Consider the following 24,080-nt stretch of genomic DNA (forward strand, 5'->3'; position numbering starts at 1 on the left):
ACGGCGCGGAGTTTTTCCGCGCCGTTTCTGCAAGTTATGACGTGTTTTTCATGTGTACGGGGGCGGCATGATCGTTGTTGAAAATCTGGTGAAAACCTTTGGCGGCTTTCACGCCGTGGATGGGGCATCCTTATCGATCACTGAAGGGTCAATCACCGGATTGATTGGCCCAAACGGGGCCGGAAAAACCACACTTTTCAACGTGATCGCGGGCGTTCTTCAACCCACCTCCGGTCGGGTGAAAATGGCGGGCGAAGACATTACCGGATTGCCGCCACACGAATTATTCCACAAAGGTCTGCTGCGCACTTTCCAGATCGCGCATGAATTTTCGTCCATGTCCTGCCGCGAAAACCTGATGATGGTGCCCGGTGCCCAATCGGGTGAGGCGCTGTGGAACACGTGGTTTGGCCGCAAACGCATCGCCGACGAAGAACGCGCCCTGCGTGCAAAGGCCGATGAGGTGCTTGAATTTCTGACCATCGAACATCTGGCCGACCACAAGGCGGGCCAGGTATCCGGAGGACAAAAGAAACTTTTGGAACTGGGCCGCACCATGATGGTCGACGCCCGCATCGTCTTTCTGGACGAGGTTGGTGCAGGCGTGAACCGCACCCTGCTGAACACCATCGGCGACGCCATCATCCGCCTGAACGAAGAACGCGGTTATACTTTCGTGGTGATCGAACACGACATGGATTTCATCGGCAGGCTCTGCGACCCAGTGATTTGCATGGCAGAAGGCAAAGTCCTCGCCGAAGGCACGCTGGACGAAATCAAGGCCAACGAACAGGTGATCGAGGCCTATCTGGGCACCGGCCTGAAGAACAAAGATCAGGTGGCAACGGTATGAGCGACAACCCCTATCAGGATGGCCGTGGCAACAAGGATGCAAGCCTTGGCCGCGACAGCACCAGCACCGCCGACCCCGTGCGCCAATCCGGCCCCACGACCACCGCCAGCGATGCGCCCTTTCTGATCGGTGACGCCATGACCGGCGGATACGGCAAAGGGCCAGACATCCTGCACGACTGCACCATCGCCGTGAACCCCGGCGAGATTGCCGTGATCGTCGGCCCCAATGGCGCGGGCAAATCCACCGCGATGAAGGCGGTGTTCGGGATGCTCAACATCCACACCGGTCGCGTGGTGCTGGATGGGGAAGACATCACCGCCCTTTCGCCGCAGGACCGCGTTGTGAAAGGCATGGGTTTTGTGCCGCAAACCTCCAACATTTTCACCTCGATGACGGTGGAAGAGAACCTTGAGATGGGGGCGTTCATCCGGCGCGATGATTTTTCGGATACGATGGCGCAGATCTATGACCTCTTCCCGATCCTCAAGGAAAAGCGCCTGCAGCCTGCCGGCGAACTCTCTGGCGGCCAACGCCAGCAGGTTGCCGTGGGCCGTGCGCTGATGACCCAGCCCAAGGTGTTGATGCTCGATGAACCCACCGCCGGTGTCAGCCCGATTGTGATGGACGAACTTTTCGACCGCATTATCGAGGTCGCACGCACCGGCATTCCAATCCTGATGGTCGAACAAAACGCCCGCCAAGCACTTGAAATCGCAGACAAGGGCTATGTGCTGGTGCAGGGCCGCAATGCCCACACCGGAACCGGAAAAGAGCTTTTGGCCGATGACGATGTCCGGCGGAGCTTTCTGGGCGGATGATGGCGCTTGCGGCACATGCGGGACGCTCCGCGGGGGATTATTTCGGCCAGAAGAAGCTGGGACTGGCACTTTGCTGTCTGGCCTCTGGTGCGGTGGCCGAGGGCCGCAACGACCCCTTCATGCGCTGCACGTTTGACGATGACCGTATTGTCGTGCTGGCCGAACAGGGCGACGGGTTTGAATGGCGCGAAGGCGATTTTGCCGCGGCCATCGTGCCCGAAAGCCCGCGCACCGGCGACGATCCGATCATGACCTTCCTTCTGCCCAACGCCGACCCCGAACGCATCGACGTCTTTCTGGGCTGGTATGGCGACACCGTCGTGCCCGATCGCGTGGGCGAGGCGATGTTGAGCCGCACGATTTTTGACGACGCAGGCCGGTTGGTAACGGCGACAACCCAAGGCCAGTGCGAGGATTTCTTCGGATGATCCGCGCCGCCCTCACCTGTCTGGCCACAACAGCCCATGCCGACGATATCCGCTGTGCCATGGACAATGGCGAGGCGCTGACCTTTGCCATAGACCGCACGCAATTCGTCGCCCCGCAAGACCCGAATGACCCGCCGCGCCGCAAGATCAGCCAGGTCAGCCTTGGCGACAAACGTTTTCCGGCAGAGCCGTTCATCATCGGCCCCGTGCGCGGTTTTCATGCGGACGGCCTTGGCGGATCATCCGTGATGTTCTCGGTCGCCGCTGACGGCTCTGCCAAACTTGCCAATACCCGCACCGGTGAAACGCTCACCGGCACTTGTGAGGACCACTGACATGGATTTCCTGAACGCCCTTGTGGTGCTGACCAACTTCGTGATCGTGCCGGGCCTGGCTTACGGTGCGCAACTTGCCATCGGCGCGCTGGGGGTCACGCTGATCTATGGCATCCTGCGGTTCTCGAACTTCGCCCACGGCGACACGATGGCCTTTGGTACAATGGCGACGATCCTGTTTACATGGGCGTTTCAGGCGATGGGCATCAGCTTTGGCCCCTTGCCCACCGCTCTACTTGCCCTGCCCTTTGGCATCGGGGTGACGGCCCTGTTGCTCTTGTTCACCGACCGGACGGTTTATCGGTTCTACCGCCAGCAAAAGGCGAAACCGGTGATCCTCGTGATTGTCAGCCTTGGCGTGATGTTCATCATGAACGGGTTGACCCGCTTCATCATCGGCGTGCGTGACATCAACTTTTCGGACGGCGAGCGTTTCATCATCACCGCCCGCAACTTCAAGGAAATGACCGGCCTGGACGAAGGTCTCGCCCTGAAAACCACCCAAGGGATCACCGTCGTGACCGCGCTTGTGGTCATGGTGCTGTTGTTCTGGTTCCTCAACAAAACCCGCACTGGCAAATCCATGCGCGCCTTTTCCGACAACGAAGACTTGGCACTTTTGTCAGGCATCAACCCCGAACGCGTGGTCATGGTCACATGGCTGATCGTGGCCGCGCTGGCGACCACCGCGGGCGTGCTTTATGGCCTTGATAAATCCTTCAAGGCCTTCACCTATTTCCAGCTTCTACTGCCAATCTTTGCCGCTGCAATTGTTGGCGGCCTTGGCAGCCCGATTGGCGCCATTGCCGGTGGCTTTGTCGTGGCCTTTGCCGAGGTCGCCATCACCTACCCGCTGAAAAAGGTCCTTGGCTACTTGCTGCCTGAAAACCTTGAACCCGATGCGCTCGTGCAGCTGATTTCCACCGACTACAAGTTCGCAGTCTCCTTCGTGATCCTGATCATCGTGCTGCTGTTCAAACCCACCGGCCTCTTCAAAGGACAATCGGTATGACCCAATCCATGCGTGCCCCGCTTCTCTTTGCCCTGGTCGTGGTCCTGCTGGTCGGGACAGCCATCGTGCAGGGCCCCAACACCGCGCTGACCATCCTGAACTACGGGCTGATCTCGGCGATCATGGCGCTTGGGGTGAACTTGCAATGGGGCTTTGCGGGCCTATTCAACGTTGGCATCATGGGCTTTGTGGCACTGGGTGGGCTGGCATCCGTGCTGATGTCCATGCCGCCCGTCAAAGAGGCTTGGAGCGCGGGAGGCATCTCGATCATTGCAGGTCTGCTGCTTGGTGCGGCCACGATTGTCGGCGCTGTGCTGGCACAAACCCGGTTGAAAGGCCGGGCCAAGACATGGGCCACGCTTGCCGTTTTGATCATCGGATTCTTTGCCTTCCGCACGGTCTTTGATGCGGGCGTCGTCGCGGTTGAGGCGGTGAACCCCGCCGCAACGGGTTATCTGGGTGGCTTAAACGCCTTTGACGCCGACTGGTTCTCCCTTCTGGGGTGGCTCTTTGGTGGCGTGCTGGCCGCCGGGGCGGCGTGGCTTATTGGCAAGACCGCCCTTGGCCTGCGCTCCGACTACCTTGCCATCGCGACCCTCGGCATTGCAGAGATCATCTTGGCGGTTCTCAAGAACGAAGACTGGCTCTCGCGCGGGGTCAAGAACGTGGTCGGCCTGCCCCGTCCGGTGCCTTACGAGACGGACCTGCAAAATGATCCCGCCTTTGTGGAACGAGCCGCTGACTTTGGGCTCGACCCGGTCAACGCCTCAACGCTCTTTACGAAACTGCTTTACGCGGGTCTTTTCGCGATCTTCTTGCTCGTGATCCTGTGGATGGCGCAGCGGGCGTTGAATTCGCCTTGGGGCCGGATGATGCGCGCGATCCGTGACAACGAAGTCGCGGCAGAGGCGATGGGCAAGAACGTCACCGCCCGTCATTTGCAGGTATTCATCCTTGGCTCTGCCATATGTGGCATCGCAGGTGCGATGATCACCACGCTTGACAGCACACTGACGCCCACCAGCTATCAGCCACTGCGGTTTACCTTCCTGATCTGGGTCATGGTGATTGTCGGTGGCTCTGGCAACAATATCGGCGCAGTCTTGGGCGGCTTCCTGATCTGGTGGCTATGGGTGCAGGTGGAACCGCTTGGCCTGATGCTAATGAACGCAGTGACTGCGGGCATGGCCGATGGCTCTGCGCTGAAAATGCACCTGATCGAAAGTGCCGCTCATATGCGCCTGCTGACGATGGGGGTGATCCTACTGCTAGTCTTGCGCTTCAGCCCGCGTGGGCTGGTGCCAGAAAGGTGAGTTGGCACGGTTCTGAACGTCTGCAAAGAGCCCAAAGTGTCATTTGCTGCCACGCAGAAAAACGACTTGCATTTACTATGCAAAAAGCTCGGTCAACAAGTCTTCATCGAAGGGACGATATTCCCTTTTGTCATTAGGATGCGCGGCCAGCCATTCGGCGAACACCTTCATTGGACGGGCGTTGCCCTCCATACTCCAATCATGGGTCTTCGGGTCGTCAACGCTTGGGATGACGTCTCCGCCCAGCACGGACGAGTGTGAGTAATAACAGCCATACAGTTTCTCGGCTTCAATCCCGTCAGCAACGAACTGGTCGTGGAAGCGTTCGTCCATCTCCCGTCCCACATCCTTCATCCATCGTGTAATTGCATCATATGCAGAATTGTCGTCTCTCACGCCCAATTCGGCATAAACTGCTGTAAGAAAACGGAACTCTTGTTCTTCGCCCAACGGCTTCCAACTGAGACCCGCCAAAAAGGACTCAAGTATCTTTAGCATTTCGAAGTAGTTCAACTCCGGGTCTTCAAGGTAGGCAAACTCATCTGCGTAGAGCCCAATGCCCATCAACCCAGCGATGATCGACGCAACCTCTGTTGAGTTCACATTCCTAATATTAGACTCAGGCGTAGGGCGGAAACGTGCAGCCAATCGTGACAGTCGAAAACGAGGTTCATCGAGCTCATTCATTTTTCTAGTCGGCATGGCTGCTATTCTGGGTGCAGCTTCAATCTATTTTGGTTCAAAAATAGTGACAAGCGGTCAAAGGGTGCAACGAAAACGAACGTCAGCATTCGTCCGCAAAGCCGCCCAACACCCCTCACCCCGGAAAAATCTGCACCATGGCAGCATCAAACCGCGCCCATGTCATCGTCGCTTTATTGCCCGCATACCCCTCATAATGCGACTTGCCCGAAGGCGTCGGCAGACCGGCCCAGATTTTCGCGAGGTTCGCCATGAACGTATGGCGCGAAATTTCACCGGCTTGCATCGCATTCAGCCCCGCCTCGACCAGCAGAGCATTAGCCAGCTTGTCCTGCACCTCGATAGAGAATACCGCCTGTTCGCTGACCCCCACTTTGCGCACCAGCCTCCGCAGTGTCGCCGGGATGAACTGATACCGGCCAATCGCGTGGGGCTGGCCCGGTGTTGCATCAATCCAGTCATAAATCTGCGCCACAGTCATCTGCGTGGGCAAGCGTGGTGGCTTGACCCGCGCGCTATATTGCACGGCGTTGTATCCCGCCGGGCCCGCCTCTGCCGCGGCAATCAGGTTGCGCAGCTGTGCCGCGGCCCCCTGCCCGACCCCAAGGTAAATGCGCCCGGTCTCGGGGGCTACACGGACCGGAAATGGCCGGAAAAAGCTAGTGCCGTCGCGCCCGATAAACAGGCTTGCGCCATCGGCGTCACCAGACGCAGGGCCAAAATCGATCAACGCACCCCGGCTGCCCACCGTGGCCGCACCGAACAACGATGCGACCTCGGCCTGCAGCACCTGCGGCACCAACAGAAATAGACAAAGTAACAACCGCAAGGCCAATGGCGCCCCCAGGACAGGTTTCACCTACCTTTTGACCGATCAAGGTTGCCAAATCGTTCACGGGTCGGGGTCGTTGCGCTGGCGCACCTTTTCACGGTAGCGCGCGGTCAATGCATCCGGCGCCTCCGCGCCTGCGACCTCGACAAAGGTCGCAGCCAGATCAATGCTTTCGACCAGCGCGTCACAAATCGCGCAGTGCGTTGCATCGGCCGCCGCCCTTGGGTCGTAGATGATCAACGGGACCTTGACCGAGGGCGCGTGAAACAGATCCATCTCACCCAGCCAGTGATTGCCCAGATAATCCCCGTGGTCAGAGGCCAGCACGATCACCGTGTCCTGCATCTGGCCGGTGGCCTCCAGATGATCCAGTAGCACACCCAGTTGGTCGTCGCACTGCTTGATCAGCCCCATATAGGTCGGGATCACCTTGTCGCGCACCGCTACTTGTCGAAACGCCTGCGCAATCTTGTTGCCCATATAGGCCCCGTAAACCGGCTGCGGATCATCCCGCTCAACCAGGTTGCGCTGCGCGGGTGGCACGTGTTCGGGCCGGTACATCGCGTGATAGGGCGCTGGCACAATATAGGGCCAGTGCGCCTTTATATAGCTCAGATGCGCGCACCACGGCCCCTTGGCCTGATCGACAAAGCGGATCGCTTCGCGGGTCAGCCAAGGCGTCTCGCTGTCCTCCTCGCGGATATTGGCGGGCTCGTCGGCATTGCGGAACATCCAGCCGCTCGCGATCTCTTCGCCTTCAACGCCTGCATTGGCATAATCGGCCCACGGGTTGTCCCCGTCATATCCTTTTGATTGCAGATAGGCGTTGTAAGGTGACCGCTGCTGGTCATAAAGCCCGTCTGCCCCATAGACCATCGTCCCGCGTTCAAACGTCAAAGCCGCATTCTGCCTGACGTGCACCAATCACGCTATCGGGGGCCAGCCCCAACCGCGCCATTCCGGCGCCGCGCAGATGATCGCCCAACGTCACCTCGCCCACGGGCAATGGCACCGCACGGGGCCAATCTTGGGTCTCTCTGACAGTTCCCCTTGCCCCGCAGGCGCGCGCTGCCTATCTATGGGATGTCCTTCGGGACTATGGACATAAACGCGCTCGTAATAAGCGGATCGGACCCGGGGGCGGTACCCGGCGTCTCCACCAACAGCCTTCATTTGGGGCCGGACGGGGACGAAATAGGATCGACGAACGTCTAAAGGGGTTTGCTTTGTCTCGGTGAGATACCACCGTTATCGGTTCACAAAAGCTAGTTGCAAATGACAACAATGCTCCGGTCGCAGTCGCTGCGTAAGCAGTGCCTAACACCGAAATCTTAACTCCATAGGTTTAGCGACCTATGGCGGGGTTCGCAGGTACCTGGCAACAGAAACCTGCACTTAACCCCCTCAGATCACACCGATTTGTCCTGATTTCCAGACTGCGGCGCAATGCGCGCTTGCCTTTCATGCGGGCCTTGCGCACCATTCGATCATGGGGCGTTTACCACTTCTCTCTATGCTTTGCGCACTCTGGCCAACATTCGGCGCGGCCTGCGACACGGCACTGATCCTGACAGTGGATGTTTCAAACTCTGTTGATCCCGGCGAATACCGCGTGCAGGCCGATGGCCTCGCGGATGCCCTGCGCGACCCCGAGGTGATCGAGGCGATGGTCCAAAATCAGGCGGCAGTTGCCGTAGTGCAATGGTCGGGCTTTGACCGGCAAGAGGTGACGATCCCTTGGACCCGGATCCAATCTGCCGCCGATGTGGCGGTGCTTTCGCAACAAGCCCGCCTGATGCCGCGCGCCTTTGTCTTGTCCGACACCGCCCCGGCCGAGGCGGTTTACTATTCATTAAGGCTGTTCAGCCAAGTTCCTGATTGTAAACGAAAAATCATTGACGTCTCAGGCGACGGCACGCCAAATTCAGGCGGTGAAGTGCGCGATGCCCGCCGCGCCGCCGAACAACAAGGCGTGACTATCAACGGAATCGCGATTGAATCGATGGGCATGGCCATCACGAACTTTTTCCGCGGTGCCGTCATCACCCGCGACGGCTTTGTGATGACCGCGCGGACCCATCGTGAATATGCCGAAACCCTGCGGCGCAAGATCATCCGAGAGCTGAGCCGCGTGATCGGCTAGCCTGCGCAGGTCGCTGCATTCGCCTGAACTGCGCCGATCATCCTGTGATCGCTGCTGATGTAAGTATAGACATACTCGAACCCGTAATCCTGCATCAGGGTCTGGATCGCGTCGCCCTGACACAGCGTTTCGTTCACAAGTTGCGCTTGCGCGGTCATGATCTCGTCCACGTTCAGCGCGTCGTAACGCGCCGGCACCGTGTAGAAATATCGGACCTTCAGGTCAGACACAGCCATGTTGGAAAACTGTACAGTGTCGCTGGTCCGATCGCGATCCGCTTCGTTCATGGCGCGGGCCGTGTCCTCGAAAAAGGCGATGACTTCGCGCTGCTCGTCCGACAATTCCTGATCCTGGCTCAGCCCCTGTTCGGACAGGGCTACAATCGCCTCAATCTGGTTCACCGGGCTCACTTCGGTCAGGTCGGTCGTGGCGCGGGTCACCTGCGGTGCGGGCGCTGTTTGCACCACCGCTGCGGGCTGCTGTTGCGCGATTTGCTGCTGGGCTGCGGGCTGATCAAACGCCCCCATGAAATAGCCCACGCCAATCGTCAACAGGGCCCCGGTCGACATCATGCCAACTGTCTCAGTGATATTCATGTTCTTCCCCCAATGCGGTCTCCGTCTGGCAGGACGGTTTAGTATGCGCGCCAATATATCGCGGATGTTGTCAAGCTCGCTACCATATGATGCGCAAAGTCGGCAAGCTTTGACCAGTCCCTGACGCCGAAAAGCTGGGGATAACTCAGAAATTCCCGCCATTTCGGCGGCTTGACGCCCGGCAAATCCTCGCTTAACGCTTTCGCATGGGGTCAAACTGCGACCACCCCGTGAGGCTTCGGCCCAAGGCTCGCATCCGCTGAAACCCTCAGAAAGGATGCCCCATGTCTGGCTTTCAAACCATCTCCCCTGCCGCGCTCATGCGCAGGATCGGCTTGCCTGATTGTCCCAAACTCATTGACTTGCGTATCCCAGAGGATCTGGCAGAGAACCCGGTTTTGATCCCCGGTGCATTCCCGCATGATTTCCGGAACTTTGACAATCTTCTCAAACAGGTAGGCGGTACACCTTGCGTTACGATCTGCCACGCGGGACATAAGATCAGCCACGGCGTCGCCGCCCGTCTGCGGGCCGCTGGAACCTCTGCCGAGGTGTTAGAGGGCGGTATGCTCGCTTGGCTGGCAGAAGCCTTGCCCGCCATTCCAATGGCAGCTGTGCCGACCTTGCCGGATGGCACCACCCGTTGGGTCACGCGCCACCGCCCCAAGATTGATCGCATCGCCTGCGCATGGCTTATCCGGCGTTTTGTTGATCCACGGGCCGAGTTTCTGTTTGTGCCTCCGGCGGAGGTTACGGACGTGGCTGACCGTTTCACGGCCACGCCTTATGACGTGCCGGGCGTGACCTTTGCCCATGATGGCCCGCTCTGCACCTTTGACGTGATGATCCGCACCTTCGGCCTGTCGCATCCGGCATTGGACCGATTGGCCGCTGTGGTGCGCGCCGCCGACACCGACAAGATGAAGGGTGTCCCGCAAGCGGCTGGATTGCTTGCCATTTCGGTTGGCCTCTCGCGCCAATTCAAAAATGATATCGACCAGCTTAACGCGGCACTCCCGCTTTATGATGCGCTTTATCGATGGGCACGTGACGGCCATACCGAAACCCACACAACCGATGCGCAGGCGCAGCCATGACTCCGGACTGGCACCAGATGTTGCGTGTCTTCGGACGCATCGGTTTGTTGTCATTCGGCGGTCCTGCGGCCCAAATTGCCGTCATGCATCGCGAATTGGTGGAAGAACGTGACTGGCTGACAGAAGATCAATTCCTGCGCGCCTTGACATTTTGCATGCTTCTTCCAGGGCCAGAGGCGATGCAACTCGCCACTTACGCCGGCTGGCGGCAACGCGGGATTGCGGGCGGCCTGCTTGCCGGTGGCCTCTTTGTCATTCCCGGTGCAATTGTCATCACGGCCCTTGCGTTGATCTACGGTGCCTATGGCTCTTTGCCGCTGGTGCAGGCGATTTTTGTCGGGGTGCAGGCTACTGTTGTTGTGATCGTGCTGGGCGCGATGCACAAACTGATCGGCAAGGCACTGCACGGGCCGATGGCGATTGCGCTTGCAGCCCTTTCCTTTCTGGCGCTCTTCGCTTTGTCGCTACCCTTTCCGCTGGTGATCGCGGCGGCGGCCTTGGTCGGGGCAACCCTCTTGCGCCGCACCCCCGCCCCCACCACAGAACCACCGCGCTGGCACGGGCTTGGCCGGATCATGATGATCGGCGGAGCAATCTGGGCCGCGCCGCTCGCCCTCTCATTTGCAGCCGGTCAGACCTTTCTGCTGGACATCGGCATCTACTTTTCCAAACTCGCCGTGGTCACCTTTGGCGGCGCCTATGCGGTTTTGGCCTACATGGCGCAAACCGTGGTGCAGGATTACGGCTGGATCACCACCACGCAGATGATGGATGGCTTGGGGCTGGCCGAGACGACGCCGGGTCCACTTATCCTTGTCACGCAGATGGTGGCGATGCTGGCAGGCTTGACCGCGCAGGGCACAGGCATGGCGCTATTGGCTGGTGGCATGGCGCTTTGGGTGACCTTTGTGCCTTGTTTCATCTGGATTTTCGCAGGCGCGCCGTTGATCGACTGGCTGGCAGGTCAGCCCCGATTGCAGGCAGCACTCGCGGGTATCACCGCGGCTGTTGTCGGGGTCATCGCGAACCTGTCGCTTTGGTTTGCGGTCCACGTCTTCTTTGGCGTGGTCATTCCCTTCACATCTGGCCCGATCACGCTCACCCTCCCCGTTTTGGACAGTCTCCAAGCCGTACCACTGGCGCTCGCGATCCTTGCTGGCTACTTGATGTGGCAACGTGGCTGGTCCTTGCTGTTCGTGCTGGCACTGAATGCAGGGCTGGGGCTGCTCTTATTTCTCGCAGGCATCCTCTAGGCCCCTTTCATCCCCCCAAGAATCTTCTATGCTGCGCTGGAGCGTCCGGAGGATTGGCCCTTGTCCCGCACCATTGATTACGGAAACCTCATGCATCGCGCCATGCGCGGTTTGATCCAGGAGGTTTTGAACCGGATCGCCAAAGAAGGCCTGCCCGGTGCGCACCATTTCTTCATCACCTTTGACACCATGCATCCTGATGTCGAAATAGCAGATTGGCTGTCTGACCGTTACCCGGGCGAGATGACAGTGGTCATTCAACACTGGTTCGACAACCTTGACGTCACCGACGAAGGCTTTGCAATCACTCTGAATTTCGGCAACAGCCCAGAGCCGCTTTATATCCCCTACGACGCCATCAAGACGTTCGTCGACCCATCGGTCGAGTTTGGCCTTCGGTTCGAAACCCAGGACGACGATGAAGATGATGACGACGATGACGCGGCAGAGGATGTCGCCGAAGAAGCGCCGATGGACGAAATGGTCGAACCTTCCGCGCCAGATGCACCGCAAGAGGCAGAGGTCGTCAGCCTCGACAAGTTCCGCAAGACTTAACTCGTCTCGCCGAGCACAATTTCTGATCCCACATCAATGGTTTGCGGCATGGTCTTGCCTGCGAATATGTCTTGCAACAGCGCCGCCACCTGCGCCCCGATCTGGTTGGCATATACGCCGACGGTCGTGATACGCGGCGTCGACACCGCCGAGACTTCAAACGCACCAAAGCCGGTGATTGCCAACTGCCGCGGTACGTCGATGCCCATCCGTTGGCATGCACTCAGCGCGCCAAAGGCCACAGGGTCCGATACGCAGACCAGCGCATCAAATTCCGCAATGCGCGCGCCCAAATCGGTGACCACCTGTGCCCCATGCGACATCGAAATCGGCGCGCGCCCTGCCACGATCACCTCCACCTTTGGCAAACCAAGCGACCTTGCCGCCGACAGGAGCCCCTCTAATCGGGCCGCACCCCGTTGATCGCTTTCGGCCTCTGCCCCGACAAAGGCCAACTTTTGCCGCCCGCGATCTGCCAGATGCTGCACAAGATCAGACATCGCCGCCGCATTGGAGAAACCGACCACATGGCCCAGCGGATCACTTGGCAAATCCCATGTCTCAATCACCGGGATCCGGGTGTCGATCAGCAATTTTCGCGTCGCATCGGTATGATACCCACCCGTCAACACAATCGCCTCGGGGTTGCGGGTCAGCAATTGCCCGACAAGTTCTTCTTCTTTTTCAACATCATAGCCCGTGCTTCCCAGCAAAAGCTGCAACCCGCTATCGGCAAGTGCGTCTGACAGACCCCGAAATGTTTCGGCAAAGTTAGCGTTGTTGATCGACGGCAGTGTGACCGCGACAAAGCCGCTTTTCTGGGTTCGAAACGCCTGTGCCGTGGTGTCATAGACATAGCCCAGCGTCGCGGCCACATCTTTGATTTTGGCACGGGTTTGGGCGTTGACAGTTTCATCCCCGCGCAGCGCACGGCTTACGGTCATCGGTGACATATCCACCGCGCGCGCGACGTCACGCATGGTAACGCGGCGGTTAGGGTCAGGCTTAGTCGTCATGCATGTCCGTCAACTGATTGTGGAACTTAACACCAAAATTGGCCGCAATAATTTCGCCTATCACCTGCTTTGGTTGATACCAAACGGGTGATGCCCGCGACGTTGTCATTGTCGTCCCTGTCTCAGGATCCAGATCAAAGGTTTTCAAGCAGCCCCCGGTGTCCAAGAGGCATTTCCAAATGCCCCCGCTCAATGCTCTCAGTCCGTTCAACCGATAATCGTCCTCACATACGCCTCTGCGTCCGCGAGCACGGCGTCAATAGGTTGATCAATATCAATGACATGCCCGCTTTCATCGCGGCCCAACGGTTCCAGAGCTGCATATTGGCTTTCCAGAAGCGCAGGTGGCATGAAATGCCCTTCCCGCGCATTCACCCGTGCGGCCAGAACCGCCTTTGGTGCAGCCAGATGCAGGAAATGCACGTCATGCGCCGCAAATTGGCGGATCGTATCGCGGTACGCGACCTTCAACGCCGAACATCCGACGATTACACCGCCTTCACCCGCCAACGCCTTGCCTACATCTGCAAGCCACGGCGCGCGGTCTGTGTCTTCCAACGGAATGCCTTGGGACATTTTGGCGATGTTCGCGGCCGGATGCAGATCATCACCATCGACAAACCGCAGGCCCATGCGCGCTGCAATAGACTGGCCGACTGTGGACTTGCCGCACCCCGACACGCCCATCACAACAAAGCGGCCCATCACAGTGACGCCGTTATTCCGCCGTCGACATAAAGCGTGTGACCATTCACGAAACTCGACGCGGCAGAAGACAAGAACACTGCCGCCCCCACCAATTCATCCACATTGCCCCAACGCCCTGCCGGGGTCCGCTTTTCCAGCCAAGCCGAAAACTCCGGGTCGGCCACAAGTGCGGCATTCAGCGGCGTATCGAAATAACCCGGCGCAATCGCGTTGCATTGCAACCCGTGCTTGGCCCAATCGGTGGCCATCCCCTTGGTCAGATTGCCCACAGCGCCCTTTGTGGCCGTATAAGGCGCAATTCCGGGCCGGGCGAGCGCGGTTTGCACACTCGCGATGTTGATGATCTTGCCCGCACCACGTCCGATCATATGCCGCGCGACGGCCTGGCCCACATGAAAGACGCTGGCGATATTGGTCTGCAAAAGCCGCTCGAACGCATCAGCTGGAAAGTTCTCCAGCTCGGTCCGGTGCTGCATTCCGGCGTTGTTGATCAGAATATCAATCGCACCCTGATCCGTCTCATAGTCGTCGACGGCGCTCCGCACCGCGTCATGATCGGTTGCATCAAAGGCCAGTGTGTCGGCCCCATCCAAGGCCTCTGCTGCGGTGGCCAGCTTGGCGGTGTCACGTCCGTTCAGAATGACCTGCGCGCCGGCATCAATCAGCCCCTGTGCAAGCGCGTACCCAATCCCTTGGGAAGACCCCGTGATAAGTGCGCGCTTGCCTTTGAGTGAAAACAGTTCTGACATATCGTCCCCTCAGGTCACAATGATGGCGCTTGACAGCCGATCGACCGTTGCCGATGACATGTTACCGATACCAATGCTTGTCAAGCAAGGAAGCCATGGTGTCAGATGCCGCCAGACGCCAGGTCGCACCATGCACTGCCTCCGCCATGACCAGCGAAACGATGTGCCAACCGGATCTCATACCCGCCATCTGAAGGAATACGCATGAAAGCCATCGTTGCCCACGCCGCCAAGGACCTTCGGATCGAAGAACGCGTCGCCCCGCCTCCCGGACCCGGTCAGGTGCGGATCGCGATGCAGGCTGGTGGTATCTGCGGATCAGACCTGCATTATTATCAACACGGCGGCTTTGGCACCGTGCGCCTGAAAGAACCGATGGTTCTGGGTCACGAGGTGTCTGGTGTGATCGAAAGCACCGGGGCAGGTGTTGATCTGGCAGTGGGTGATCTCGTCGCCGTCTCTCCGTCACGCCCTTGCGGGCAGTGTCGCTATTGTGCGTCCGGCGCGCAGAACCACTGTCTGCACATGCGGTTTTATGGGTCAGCGATGCCGTTTCCGCATATACAGGGCGCGTTCCGACAAATGCTTGTCGCCGATGCTGCCCAATGCGCGCCCGCATCGGGCTTGACCGCAGCAGAGGCGGCAATGGCCGAACCTTTGGCCGTTGTGCTGCACGCTGCGCGGCAGGCCGGTGATCTGGTTGGCAAACGGGTCTTGGTCACCGGCTGCGGCCCCATTGGCCTTCTTGCGGTGCTGGTGGCGCGGGCGGCGGGTGCCGCACAGATCGTAGCAACAGACATTACCGCATTCACGCTGCAAAAAGCGCAAGAGATTGGCGCTGACACCACCCACAACGTGGCGGATGACCCCGATGCGCTGACTGGCTACGCCGCAGACAAAGGCCACTTTGATGTGCTGTTTGAATGCACCGGCGCGGCCCCAGTTGTCGCGTCAACCATTCCGGCCCTGCGTCCTGGTGCCACGATGGTGCAACTGGGGCTTGGCGGCGACATGACCCTCCCGGTCCAGGCCATGACAGCCAAGGAACTGGTGCTCAAAGGGTCTTTTCGCTTTCACACCGAATTCTTCACCGCCGTGCGGATGATGCAGGCCGGACGTCTGGATGTGAAACCGCTGATCACCCATACCTTGCCGCTTGATCAGATGCAGGCCGCCTTTGACCTCGCCTCTGACCGAACGCAGGCGCTCAAGGTACAAATCGCCTTTGCCTAGACTTTTTGTTGCGTGTGCCTGCGCAACTCGGCCCGCGCCACCTGACGGCGGTGCACCGCATCCGGCCCGTCCGCCATCCGCAACGTACGCGTCGCGGTCCATGCTGCCGCCAATGGTGTGTCCTGAGAGATTCCCATCGCACCATGCATCTGGATCGCCTCGTCGATCACCTCCAGCGCTACGCGCGGGGCGACGACCTTGATCTGGCTGATCCACGGGGCCGCCGACCGCGCATCACCCTGATCCATCATCCATGCGGCTTTCAGGCACAACAGCCGCGCCTGTTCGATCTTCATCCGTGCCTCTGCGATGATGTCGAAATTCGCACCAAGTGCCGCAATCGGTTTGCCAAACGCCTCGCGCACCAACGACCGTTGACACATCGCCTCTAGGGCTGCCTCGGCCTGACCAATGGCCCGCATACAGTGGTGAATGCGCCCAGGCCCCAGTCGCCCTTGTGCAATCTCAAATCCGCGACCCTCACCTAACAGCAGGTTCTCTGCTGGCACACGGACATCCGTAAACCGGATATGCATATGCCCGTGTGGTGCATCGTCATGGCCGTAAACCTGCATCGGGCGCAAAACCTCGATCCCCGGCAGGCGGGCATCAACCACGATCATGGAATGCTGCTGATGTTTAGGTGCATCAGCAGCCCCGGTGCGCACCATCACGATGTAAACCGCCGTGCGCGGGTCCCCTGCTCCGCTGGCCCACCACTTTTCACCGTTCAGCACATAGTCATTGCCGTCCCGTACGCAAGACAGCGCAATGTTGGTCGCATCGGACGAAGCGACATCCGGTTCCGTCATCAAATAGGCCGACCGCATTTCACCCGCCAGCAGCGGCTTCAACCAACGCTCTTTCATGGCAGGCGTGCCGTAGCGTTCGAACACTTCCATGTTGCCCGTATCGGGCGCGTTGCAGTTAAAGACCTCTGCCGCGATGGTCACCTTGCCCATCTCTTCGGCCAGATATGCGTATTCGACCGTCGTCAGCCCAAAGCCCTTGTCGCTGTCGGTCAGCCAGAAGTTCCACAAACCCGCCGCCTTGGCCTTTGCTTTGAGTCCCTCCAAGATCTCAGTTTGGCGTGGGGTAAAGACCCAGCGATCACCCACCGCGACCTCTGCGTGATATTCGTCGGCCAGCGGTGCGATCTCGTCCCGGATCATTGCCGCCACCCGGTCGCGCAAGTCCGCGACCCGCGCGCTCATCCCGAGGTTCATATCCATCGTTCCATCCCCTCAAGGCTTTGCATTCCGGTCTGACTGGACCAAACTCCGCAGATACTTGTCAACGCCTCTGCCCGCGAAAGCCCTGCCATGACCACAGCTGATCTGCGCCATTCCTTCGATCACACCACCCTGCAGACCTATCTGGCGACCCATGTGCCCGGCTTCACCACACTCGACGGGATCACCCGGTTCACCGGCGGCCAATCGAACCCCACTTATCGGATCACCAGCGGTGCGCGCGCCTTTGTGGTTCGCGCCAAGCCGACGGGAAAGCTGCTCAGCTCCGCCCATCAGGTGGCACGCGAATTCCGCGTGATGCAGGCCCTGCGTGACACTCCCGTGCCAGTGCCGCAGATGTACCATCTGACAGGCGATGAAAGCCCTCTGGGCCCACAGTTCTTCGTGATGGAGGCGCTCACAGGCCGCACTTTCTGGGACCCTGCCCTGCCTGACCTGACCCACGTTGACCGCACCGCGATCTACCACAACATGGTGCGGGTGATGGCCGACCTGCACAGCGTTGATGTGGCGGCGGTCGGGTTGTCAGACTTTGGGGCGCCCGGCAACTACTTTGCGCGTCAGGTTGGCCGCTGGACCAAGCAATACCGCGCCGCCGAATTGAAACCCAACGCGGATGTCGACTGGCTGATCGACTGGCTGGCAGAGCGGATCCCCGACGATGACGGCCAGATCAGCATCGTGCACGGCGACTTCCGGCTTGATAATCTGATGTTCGCCCCCGATGGCACCGCGGTTCTGGCGCTGCTCGATTGGGAACTTTCGACAATCGGCCATCCAATGGCCGATCTGGCCTATCAGATCATGGGGATGCAATTGCCCAATCAAGGTGTGGCGCGCGGTCTGGGCAATGCGGATCGTGCGGCTTTGGGCATCCCGACCGAACAGGATTACATCGCGGCCTATTGTAACGCGCGTGGCATCCAGCCGCCTGCCAATTGGCCATTCTTTCTGACCTTCAGCTATTTTCGCTTCATCGCCATCATTCAGGGCGTGATCCGCCGTGCGGTGGATGGTAACGCCTCGAATCCCGGTGATCTTGGCCAGATGCAAGCTGCAATTCCCGCACTGGCGCAAGTCGCGCGCCGGATTGCGAAACCATAAGGGTACACACAGGCGCAAAAGGCACACAAAACACACGCAAAACAGGCATCTAAACGAAATCTGGTTTCACGCCCAACCTGATTATGCCAAAGATACCGCCATGACCACGTCGCTGCTGATCCTCAATGGTCCAAACCTCAATCTGCTGGGTACGCGCCAGCCAGAGGTCTATGGCGCGACCACCCTTCCGATGATCGAAACCCTTTGCGCCAATCACGCCAAGGCGCTGGGTGTCGCGGTGGCGTTTGAACAATCCAATCACGAAGGCGCGCTGGTCGATGCGATCCATGCCGCACGTGGCGTGCATGCTGGGATCATCCTCAATGCCGGTGCCTATACGCATACGTCAATTGCGTTGATGGATGCGATTTTCTCGACCGAAGTGCCAACCATTGAACTGCACCTGTCCAACGTTCATGCCCGCGAAGAATTCCGAGGCAAATCCTATATCGCCAAAGCGGCCATTGGGGTCATCTGCGGCTTTGGCGCAGGAGGCTACCCACTGGCGATGACTGCAATGCGCGACTATCTGGACGGTGCCGCATGACTCAGCTTTTGGACCATCTCGCGGCGCTGACCAACGCTAAAACAGATAACGAGCTGTGGAACTATCACGTTGGCCTGATGAAATCCTATGGCTTTGACCGTGTGCTCTATGGCTACACACGCTACCGCACCACACATGGGCTTGGCGATCCGCAGGATTGGGTCATTTTGACCAATCACGGTCCTGAGTTCATGGAAAGCTTCTTTACCGACACCCATTACGATCATGCGCCGATGCTGCGGTGGGCGCTCAACAACAATGGCGCGTGTAGCTGGCGCTGGATGGAAGAACTGGCACAGACCGGCAACCTCACCCCGGGTGAGATGAACGTGCTGCAGATCAACCAGAAACACGAAGTGACGGCAGGCTACACCATCAGTTTCCGTTCGGTTTCTGAGCGCAGCAAAGGTGCCATTGGTCTGGTGGGCAGCCCACGCATGAATCAGGACCAGGTGGAAGAGGTTTGGGCAAAGCACGGTGACGAACTCATCGTGCTGAACAACATTTTCCACCTCAAGCTTTTGACCCTGCCCTATTCCGGTGCGCGTCCGCTGACCAAACGCCAGCGCGAAGTGCTGCAATGGGTGGGCGACGGGAAAACCACGCAGGACATCGCGATTCTGCTGGAACTGACCCCGGCCACCGTCGAAAAGCACTTGCGCCTTGCGCGCGAAGCGCTTGACGTCGAGACCACAGCGCAGGCCGTTCTAAAGGCCGCGTTTTATAATCAGATGTTCGTCCTGGAAGACGTCGACAACTGAGTTTTGACCGAAGGGTCAGGTTTACCTTACTTTCATGACGCGGCGTCAAATGGCACGTTTACCTTGTTCCGTGAGTGGTGGCCTTAGGCCAGGGAACAGCGGGCCGGAACCCTTGCGATTTCAAGGCAAGCCGGTCCGCAACTAAACCAGCAACGGGGAATTGATCCTCTGACCTGGCCCTGCATAAAGCGCGCCTGTCCCATCCCAATGACTGCGCGCGGGGGTAACGAGTACGGCGCCGCAATTCTCCCGATTGCGGCGCCTTTTTTCTCGTTGGTTGAATGCGTTAGCTTAGATCGACACCGTGTAGCTGAAATTCAGTACATCTTGATAATCGGCGCTCAGCTCATCAAAGGAATCATATGTTGTGACCACATTGGTCGCACCGCGCATATCCACTACCTTGAATGTCCATTCGTGCGATGCGTCACCATCTTGATCAATGCGGATCGCTTGGGTGCGGCCGTCCTCGGCATATGAAATCACCCGTTGGTCGCCGTTGTCAAAACTGGTCTGGAACGTGTCAACTTTGCCATCGTCGCCATAAACCCGGACACGTAGATCCCAAGGTGTAATATCAAAAGTGTCGGCCTGTTCACGCACGGACAGCACACCTTGATCATAACCAAGGCTGGTGTTGATCCCGTTGTCGCCCGCGATGAATTTGCCATTCACATAGCCTTCGTCAACATTATAGCTCGTCAGCCGCGAGTCCCAGCCAAAGGCGTTGCCTGTGTCTTGCTCGTTGACTTCATAGCGTTGGCCGTCGACAAAAGTTTCCTCGCGCAACAAACCGTTGTCGTTTGTCACCTCCTTGGCGGCGATACGTCCTTGCGCATCATACCGAATGACAATTGAATCCCAGGTTTTCGCATTGCCGGTGTCAAACTGTTCAACCGTGAATATCTGGCCACCGTCAAAGGTTTCCTGCTTCAGCACACCATTGTCGAATTGTGTCTCGCGATAGGCCTTGTCGCCGTTCACCTCAAAATAGGTGGTCTGGCTGTCCCAGCCCTGCCCCGCAGGATCGCCGGATTGGGTCCGATCAATCAATTCCTGCCGGGATTTGATGCCATCAGAAAAATAGATCGTCTCGAATCGTCCGTCGTCATAGTCGATCTCGATTCCCGCTTTGTCACCATTGGCCTCAAAATAGGTGTTGTGGCTTTGCCAAATACGCGCATCGCCTGCACGGTCTGTTTGTGACACACGCGACAGCGCGCCATCGCTATAATAGTCCAACCGCAGAACACCGTCGTCGAACTCTGTCTCACGTCCGGCCAGCGCCCCGTCCGGCTCATAATAGGTCGAGATCCGCTCCCACTCTTGCCCTGCCGGGTCCCCGGCAGCGGTGCGGTCATACTGGTCCTCGCGCGACAGCGCGCCGGAATCGTAGCTGCGGGCAACTTCACGCCCGTCATCGTAGGTGATCACCTGCCCTGCAATAAGGCCGTTGTCGTAATAGGTCTGAATGTCGATCCAGTCTTGGACATCTGTCTCGTCCAGCTGGGTGATTTGTGACAACGCGCCAAACTCATATGTCTCCAACCGTCGCTCGCCCGTATCATAGAGCGTCTCGCGGCCAGCCAAATCGCCATTGGCATCATAGTAGGTGTCAATCCGCTCCCAATCACGGGTGCCGGGGACGGTCGTAGAATCCAACTCAGTCAGTTGAGACCGCACGCCGTTTTCGAAAATCTCGATCTTGGCAGAGGTGTCATCATACGTGATTTCACTGCCGACAATAACGCCGTTGTCATAGTAGACCCGCACCACATCCCAAGGGTTCGCATCGGGGTTGGCGCTGGAATCAAACTTGCGCGTTTCGGTGATCACGCCCGCATCATAGATGTCCGTTCGGATCGAACCATCGTCATATTCCCAATCCCGTTGGATCCTGTCGCCATTGTCAGCGATCTGCGTGATAATCGTTGACCAATCAAAAAGGTCATCGGTGTCGGTCTGGGTAATAATCTGCGGCATGTGTAAGTCCTAAACGCTTGATATGGCGTTAGGATTACCCCGTTATTGGGCCGGGATTGCGGCACGAAGGGGGCAGCAACAGCAAAAAGGCCCGCCACATAGGTGACGGGCCTTAAACTGGTTTTGAAAAGCCGGTGTTAACCGTTCAGCTTGGCCACTTCGGCGGCAAAATCTTCTGCCACAACCTCAATGCCTTCGCCCTTTTCAAGACGCACGAACCCGGTGATCTCGACACCGGCTTCGGCGGCTGCGGCACCCACGGTCAGATCGGGGTTCACCACGAAGGACTGATTCACCAGCGTGATCTCGGACATGTACTTTTTCATCCGACCGATGATCATCTTCTCGATGACCTGCTCAGGCTTGCCGGATTCGCGGGCGATATCCATCTGAATTTGCTTTTCCTTCTCAACCATCGCCGGGTCCAGATCAGCTTCATTCAGGGCAGCCGGGTTGGTGGCTGCGATGTGCATCGCAACCTGACGGCCAAAGGCTTCGTTGTCGCCGGTCATGGCGACCAGCACACCGATGTTGCCCATGTCGGTGGCAGCCGCGTTGTGCACGTAAGTTACAACAGACGCACCTTCCAATGCCGCCATCCGGCGCACGGACATGTTCTCGCCGATCACAGCAACCGCGTCGGTCACGGTCTGCTCAACCGTCTTGCCGTCGATGTCTGCAGCCTTCAGCGCGTCGATGTCGTTCACACCCAGCGCGGCGTTTGCAATCTTCGCAACCATGGCCTGAAAGTCGGCGTTCTTGCCAACGAAGTCAGTTTCAGAGTTCACTTCGACAGCAACACCCTTGCCACCGGATACAGCCACGGCCACAAGGCCCTCTGCTGCGGTGCGGCCAGACTTCTTGGCGGCCTTCGCCAGACCTTTGGTGCGCAGCCAGTCGGTTGCAGCTTCCATGTCGCCGTCGTTTTCGGTCAACGCCTTCTTGGCGTCCATCATGCCTGCGCCGGTTGCTTCGCGCAGTTCTTTCACCATTGCAGCGGTGATAGCCATGTCATCTCTCCTTGAGAATAATCATATGTGCCGGGCGGGCGCGAACACGCCCTGCCCGGTCGATGTGACAAGCGTGTGACGCTTAATCTGCGGTGGCTTCTGCCGGGGCTTCTGCGGCTTCTTCAGCCACGGCTTCCTCGGCCAGCTCTTCCATCGCACCCATGTCGACGCCTGCCGCACCCAGTTGGGCGGACATGCCATCTAGGGCTGCACGTGCGGCCAGATCGCAGTAAAGCGCAATGGCGCGGGCTGCGTCGTCGTTGCCAGGAATGATGTAATCCACGCCTTCGGGCGAGCAGTTGGTGTCGACAATAGCAACAACCGGGATGCCCAGCTTTTTGGCTTCGGCAATGGCCAGGTCTTCCTTGTTGACGTCGATGACGAACAACAGATCAGGTGTGCCACCCATCTCGGCGATCCCGCCCAGCGAGGCTTGCAATTTGCCCTGCTCACGCTCCATGCCAAGACGCTCTTTCTTGGTCAGGCCTGCGAACCCGGTCGAGGATGCTTCGTCAATCGCCTTGAGGCGACCGATCGACTGCGACACGGTCTGCCAGTTGGTCAGCGTGCCACCCAACCAGCGGTGGTTCATGTAGAACTGTGCAGATTTCTCTGCTGCTTCAGCAATCGGCTTGGCGGCCTGACGCTTGGTGCCAACGAACAGAATGCGGCCACCCTTGGCAACGGTGTCGCGAATGGCTTGCAACGCCTGATCCAGCAGCGGGACCGTCTGGGTGAGGTCCATGATATGAATGCCGTTGCGGGATCCGTAGATGTACTGGCCCATCTTGGGGTTCCAGCGTGCGGTCTGGTGACCAAAGTGTACGCCTGCTTCAAGCAGTTGGCGCATGGTGAACTCAGGTAAGCCCATGTCTTTTCCTTTTCCGGTTTCAGCCTCAGCGGGGAATTAGACCAAGTGGCCCAACCGGTGGATCATCAGGGATGTCTCCCCCTCTGACCCGCCCCCGCCTGTGGGATTAAGTGCGCGCCGTATAGACCGGCCAATAGGACTTGGCAAGCGCAGAAACGTTAGGAAAAACAAGCACGCGAGGGCGGGTCCGTTTGACCACGCGGCACGGAAACTCTCCCCAATTTACGCGACCCACGTCTGGCAAGCCGCATCAGGGCTTGCGCAGCAAGTTCCACGCACTGCTTTGGGTTTCCCAATCCGCCTTTACCATCGGCAGGGTCGCCCGTGTTTCATAGCCCTGCCGGGCAAAAAACTGCAGCGCAGAAGCATTCTGATCGGCCAGGATCACTGACATACCCGCAGCCCCGACGCCGTCTTCGGCAGCGCCAAGCAGGGCGCGGGCAACACCTTGTCGCCGCACGTCGGGCATGACGGCGAGGGCAGAGATGGTCCGGGTATCCCGCGCCTCGTTCTCCAACCGGATCAACGGACGCAAGATGGGATGGGTTTCGCTGGTGATCTCGGCGGGGCGATGGGCCAGCTGATCGGTCATCACCACGCCAACCACACGGTCGCCATCGACGGCCAATGTCGCATGTCGCCAAGACAGGCTGCCCTCATCCTGTGACACCTGCGCACAGCCGTATTCCAAGGGCGACTGGCTGAGATCTGTCTTGCGTGCCCACAAGGTTGAAATCAGCCCATCGCTTGAGACATCCGCAAATGCGGCGATGTCCTGTGCGTCAGCGCGTGTCGCTGGTCGCAGACAAATGGTCATTGTCAGCTCCCTTACAACGTCCCGCCTCCGATATTGGCGGACCAAAGCGCTTTCACAAGGTAAGGAATTCCAGCCTTTTCGGACTTAC

Annotated in this window: 25 protein-coding genes, 1 other RNA gene and 1 pseudogene; 15 read left to right on the forward strand and 12 right to left on the reverse strand. The window is 58.7% G+C overall.

Annotation, left to right across the window (positions count from 1 at the left end; genetic code table 11):
• The first annotated feature begins 67 nt into the window (after nucleotides 1-67).
• Genes AB3Y40_RS07780 through AB3Y40_RS07805 form a run of 6 tightly spaced genes read left to right on the forward strand, consistent with a single transcriptional unit; the run spans nucleotide 68 to nucleotide 4,762 of the window.
• A complete protein-coding gene (locus AB3Y40_RS07780) occupies nucleotides 68-853 on the forward strand; it encodes an ABC transporter ATP-binding protein (RefSeq protein ID WP_369438226.1) in 786 nt (261 codons plus the stop codon).
• Entirely contained in the window at nucleotides 850-1,674 is an 825-nt protein-coding gene (locus tag AB3Y40_RS07785; RefSeq protein WP_369438227.1) for an ABC transporter ATP-binding protein, read from the forward strand. Before AB3Y40_RS07780 ends, AB3Y40_RS07785 begins: the two co-directional genes overlap by 4 nt.
• Nucleotides 1,674-2,102: a hypothetical protein gene (locus tag AB3Y40_RS07790; RefSeq protein WP_369438228.1), complete on the forward strand. Its 429-nt coding sequence runs from the start codon at nucleotides 1,674-1,676 to the stop codon at nucleotides 2,100-2,102. The genes AB3Y40_RS07785 and AB3Y40_RS07790 overlap by 1 nt, the downstream gene beginning before the upstream one ends.
• Nucleotides 2,099-2,437 carry a hypothetical protein gene (locus tag AB3Y40_RS07795; protein WP_369438229.1) on the forward strand — a complete coding sequence of 113 codons (339 nt, stop codon included), beginning with the start codon at nucleotides 2,099-2,101 and terminating at the stop codon, nucleotides 2,435-2,437. Before AB3Y40_RS07790 ends, AB3Y40_RS07795 begins: the two co-directional genes overlap by 4 nt.
• A 1-nt stretch (nucleotide 2,438) precedes the next feature.
• A complete protein-coding gene (locus AB3Y40_RS07800) occupies nucleotides 2,439-3,449 on the forward strand; it encodes a branched-chain amino acid ABC transporter permease (RefSeq protein WP_369438230.1) in 1,011 nt (336 codons plus the stop codon).
• Nucleotides 3,446-4,762: a branched-chain amino acid ABC transporter permease gene (locus AB3Y40_RS07805; protein ID WP_369438231.1), complete on the forward strand. Its 1,317-nt coding sequence runs from the start codon at nucleotides 3,446-3,448 to the stop codon at nucleotides 4,760-4,762. The genes AB3Y40_RS07800 and AB3Y40_RS07805 overlap by 4 nt, the downstream gene beginning before the upstream one ends.
• 75 nt (nucleotides 4,763-4,837) lie before the next feature.
• Here the strand turns inward: AB3Y40_RS07805 and AB3Y40_RS07810 are convergent, their stop codons facing one another.
• The 3 genes and pseudogenes from AB3Y40_RS07810 to AB3Y40_RS07820 all read right to left on the reverse strand — a co-directional run.
• Complete coding sequence (locus tag AB3Y40_RS07810; RefSeq protein WP_369438232.1) at nucleotides 4,838-5,449, reverse strand: hypothetical protein; 612 nt, start codon at nucleotides 5,447-5,449, stop codon at nucleotides 4,838-4,840.
• Between the two features lie 130 nt (nucleotides 5,450-5,579).
• A complete protein-coding gene (locus AB3Y40_RS07815) occupies nucleotides 5,580-6,263 on the reverse strand; it encodes a lysozyme family protein (RefSeq protein WP_369438233.1) in 684 nt (227 codons plus the stop codon).
• Between the two features lie 150 nt (nucleotides 6,264-6,413).
• Nucleotides 6,414-7,305: pseudogene (locus AB3Y40_RS07820) on the reverse strand (sulfatase-like hydrolase/transferase); the annotation flags it as partial.
• Nucleotides 7,306-7,342: 37 nt separating this feature from the next.
• Between AB3Y40_RS07820 and ssrA the strand changes: the two are divergent.
• Both ssrA and AB3Y40_RS07830 read left to right on the forward strand, forming a co-directional pair.
• Nucleotides 7,343-7,692: a transfer-messenger RNA gene (gene ssrA / locus AB3Y40_RS07825) on the forward strand.
• A 93-nt stretch (nucleotides 7,693-7,785) separates the two neighbouring features.
• Nucleotides 7,786-8,439, forward strand: a complete 654-nt coding sequence (locus AB3Y40_RS07830; protein WP_369438234.1) for a DUF1194 domain-containing protein — start codon at nucleotides 7,786-7,788, stop codon at nucleotides 8,437-8,439.
• On the opposite strand, the gene AB3Y40_RS07835 is transcribed toward AB3Y40_RS07830, so the two are convergent.
• On the reverse strand, nucleotides 8,436-9,035 hold the full coding sequence (locus AB3Y40_RS07835; protein ID WP_369438235.1) for a hypothetical protein: 600 nt from the start codon (nucleotides 9,033-9,035) through the stop codon (nucleotides 8,436-8,438). The two genes, AB3Y40_RS07830 and AB3Y40_RS07835, sit on opposite strands and share 4 nt — an antisense overlap.
• Nucleotides 9,036-9,319: 284 nt before the next feature.
• Here AB3Y40_RS07835 and AB3Y40_RS07840 point away from each other — a divergent pair, with 284 nt between their 5' ends.
• From AB3Y40_RS07840 to AB3Y40_RS07850, 3 genes are read left to right on the forward strand one after another with little or no spacing between them, the layout of a single operon-like run.
• Nucleotides 9,320-10,132, forward strand: coding sequence for a chromate resistance protein ChrB domain-containing protein (locus tag AB3Y40_RS07840; RefSeq protein ID WP_369438236.1), 813 nt, complete (start codon nucleotides 9,320-9,322; stop codon nucleotides 10,130-10,132).
• Nucleotides 10,129-11,385, forward strand: a complete 1,257-nt coding sequence (gene chrA, locus AB3Y40_RS07845) for a chromate efflux transporter (RefSeq protein WP_369438237.1) — start codon at nucleotides 10,129-10,131, stop codon at nucleotides 11,383-11,385. The genes AB3Y40_RS07840 and chrA overlap by 4 nt, the downstream gene beginning before the upstream one ends.
• Before the next feature lie 60 nt (nucleotides 11,386-11,445).
• Nucleotides 11,446-11,940, forward strand: coding sequence for an SspB family protein (locus AB3Y40_RS07850; RefSeq protein WP_369438238.1), 495 nt, complete (start codon nucleotides 11,446-11,448; stop codon nucleotides 11,938-11,940).
• Here AB3Y40_RS07850 and AB3Y40_RS07855 read toward each other — a convergent pair.
• The 3 genes from AB3Y40_RS07855 to AB3Y40_RS07865 all read right to left on the reverse strand — a co-directional run bounded on the left by AB3Y40_RS07855 (nucleotide 11,937) and on the right by AB3Y40_RS07865 (nucleotide 14,413).
• Nucleotides 11,937-12,956 (reverse strand): LacI family DNA-binding transcriptional regulator, encoded by a 1,020-nt coding sequence (locus tag AB3Y40_RS07855; RefSeq protein WP_369438239.1) that lies wholly within the window; start codon nucleotides 12,954-12,956, stop codon nucleotides 11,937-11,939. The two genes, AB3Y40_RS07850 and AB3Y40_RS07855, sit on opposite strands and share 4 nt — an antisense overlap.
• Nucleotides 12,957-13,163: 207 nt before the next feature.
• Nucleotides 13,164-13,661 carry a gluconokinase gene (locus tag AB3Y40_RS07860; RefSeq protein WP_369438240.1) on the reverse strand — a complete coding sequence of 166 codons (498 nt, stop codon included), beginning with the start codon at nucleotides 13,659-13,661 and terminating at the stop codon, nucleotides 13,164-13,166.
• A complete protein-coding gene (locus tag AB3Y40_RS07865) occupies nucleotides 13,661-14,413 on the reverse strand; it encodes an SDR family oxidoreductase (protein WP_369438241.1) in 753 nt (250 codons plus the stop codon). Before AB3Y40_RS07865 ends, AB3Y40_RS07860 begins: the two co-directional genes overlap by 1 nt.
• A 204-nt stretch (nucleotides 14,414-14,617) precedes the next feature.
• Here AB3Y40_RS07865 and AB3Y40_RS07870 point away from each other — a divergent pair, with 204 nt between their 5' ends.
• A complete protein-coding gene (locus AB3Y40_RS07870; protein ID WP_369438242.1) occupies nucleotides 14,618-15,646 on the forward strand; it encodes an L-idonate 5-dehydrogenase in 1,029 nt (342 codons plus the stop codon).
• Here the strand turns inward: AB3Y40_RS07870 and AB3Y40_RS07875 are convergent.
• Nucleotides 15,643-16,878, reverse strand: coding sequence for an acyl-CoA dehydrogenase family protein (locus tag AB3Y40_RS07875; RefSeq protein WP_369438243.1), 1,236 nt, complete (start codon nucleotides 16,876-16,878; stop codon nucleotides 15,643-15,645). The genes AB3Y40_RS07870 and AB3Y40_RS07875 overlap by 4 nt on opposite strands.
• A gap of 90 nt (nucleotides 16,879-16,968) precedes the next feature.
• Between AB3Y40_RS07875 and AB3Y40_RS07880 the strand changes: the two genes are divergently transcribed.
• The 3 genes from AB3Y40_RS07880 to AB3Y40_RS07890 all read left to right on the forward strand — a co-directional run bounded on the left by AB3Y40_RS07880 (nucleotide 16,969) and on the right by AB3Y40_RS07890 (nucleotide 19,311).
• Nucleotides 16,969-18,003, forward strand: a complete 1,035-nt coding sequence (locus tag AB3Y40_RS07880) for a phosphotransferase family protein (protein ID WP_369438244.1) — start codon at nucleotides 16,969-16,971, stop codon at nucleotides 18,001-18,003.
• A gap of 100 nt (nucleotides 18,004-18,103) precedes the next feature.
• Complete coding sequence (gene aroQ / locus AB3Y40_RS07885; RefSeq protein WP_369438245.1) at nucleotides 18,104-18,550, forward strand: type II 3-dehydroquinate dehydratase; 447 nt, start codon at nucleotides 18,104-18,106, stop codon at nucleotides 18,548-18,550.
• Nucleotides 18,547-19,311 (forward strand): LuxR family transcriptional regulator, encoded by a 765-nt coding sequence (locus tag AB3Y40_RS07890; protein WP_369438246.1) that lies wholly within the window; start codon nucleotides 18,547-18,549, stop codon nucleotides 19,309-19,311. Before aroQ ends, AB3Y40_RS07890 begins: the two co-directional genes overlap by 4 nt.
• Nucleotides 19,312-19,602: 291 nt before the next feature.
• Here AB3Y40_RS07890 and AB3Y40_RS07895 read toward each other — a convergent pair whose 3' ends face one another.
• From AB3Y40_RS07895 to AB3Y40_RS07910, 4 genes are all read right to left on the reverse strand, one after another.
• Complete coding sequence (locus AB3Y40_RS07895; protein ID WP_369438247.1) at nucleotides 19,603-21,294, reverse strand: hypothetical protein; 1,692 nt, start codon at nucleotides 21,292-21,294, stop codon at nucleotides 19,603-19,605.
• A 137-nt stretch (nucleotides 21,295-21,431) separates the two neighbouring features.
• A complete protein-coding gene (gene tsf, locus AB3Y40_RS07900; RefSeq protein ID WP_369438248.1) occupies nucleotides 21,432-22,304 on the reverse strand; it encodes a translation elongation factor Ts in 873 nt (290 codons plus the stop codon).
• Nucleotides 22,305-22,386: 82 nt separating this feature from the next.
• On the reverse strand, nucleotides 22,387-23,175 hold the full coding sequence (gene rpsB / locus AB3Y40_RS07905) for a 30S ribosomal protein S2 (protein WP_369438249.1): 789 nt from the start codon (nucleotides 23,173-23,175) through the stop codon (nucleotides 22,387-22,389).
• 250 nt (nucleotides 23,176-23,425) lie between these two features.
• Entirely contained in the window at nucleotides 23,426-23,992 is a 567-nt protein-coding gene (locus tag AB3Y40_RS07910) for a GNAT family N-acetyltransferase (protein WP_369438250.1), read from the reverse strand.
• Nucleotides 23,993-24,080 lie beyond the last annotated feature (88 nt).

The sequence above is a fragment of the Yoonia sp. R2331 genome (assembly GCF_041103235.1).
In the GTDB taxonomy this organism is placed as follows: Bacteria; Pseudomonadota; Alphaproteobacteria; order Rhodobacterales; family Rhodobacteraceae; genus CANMYO01.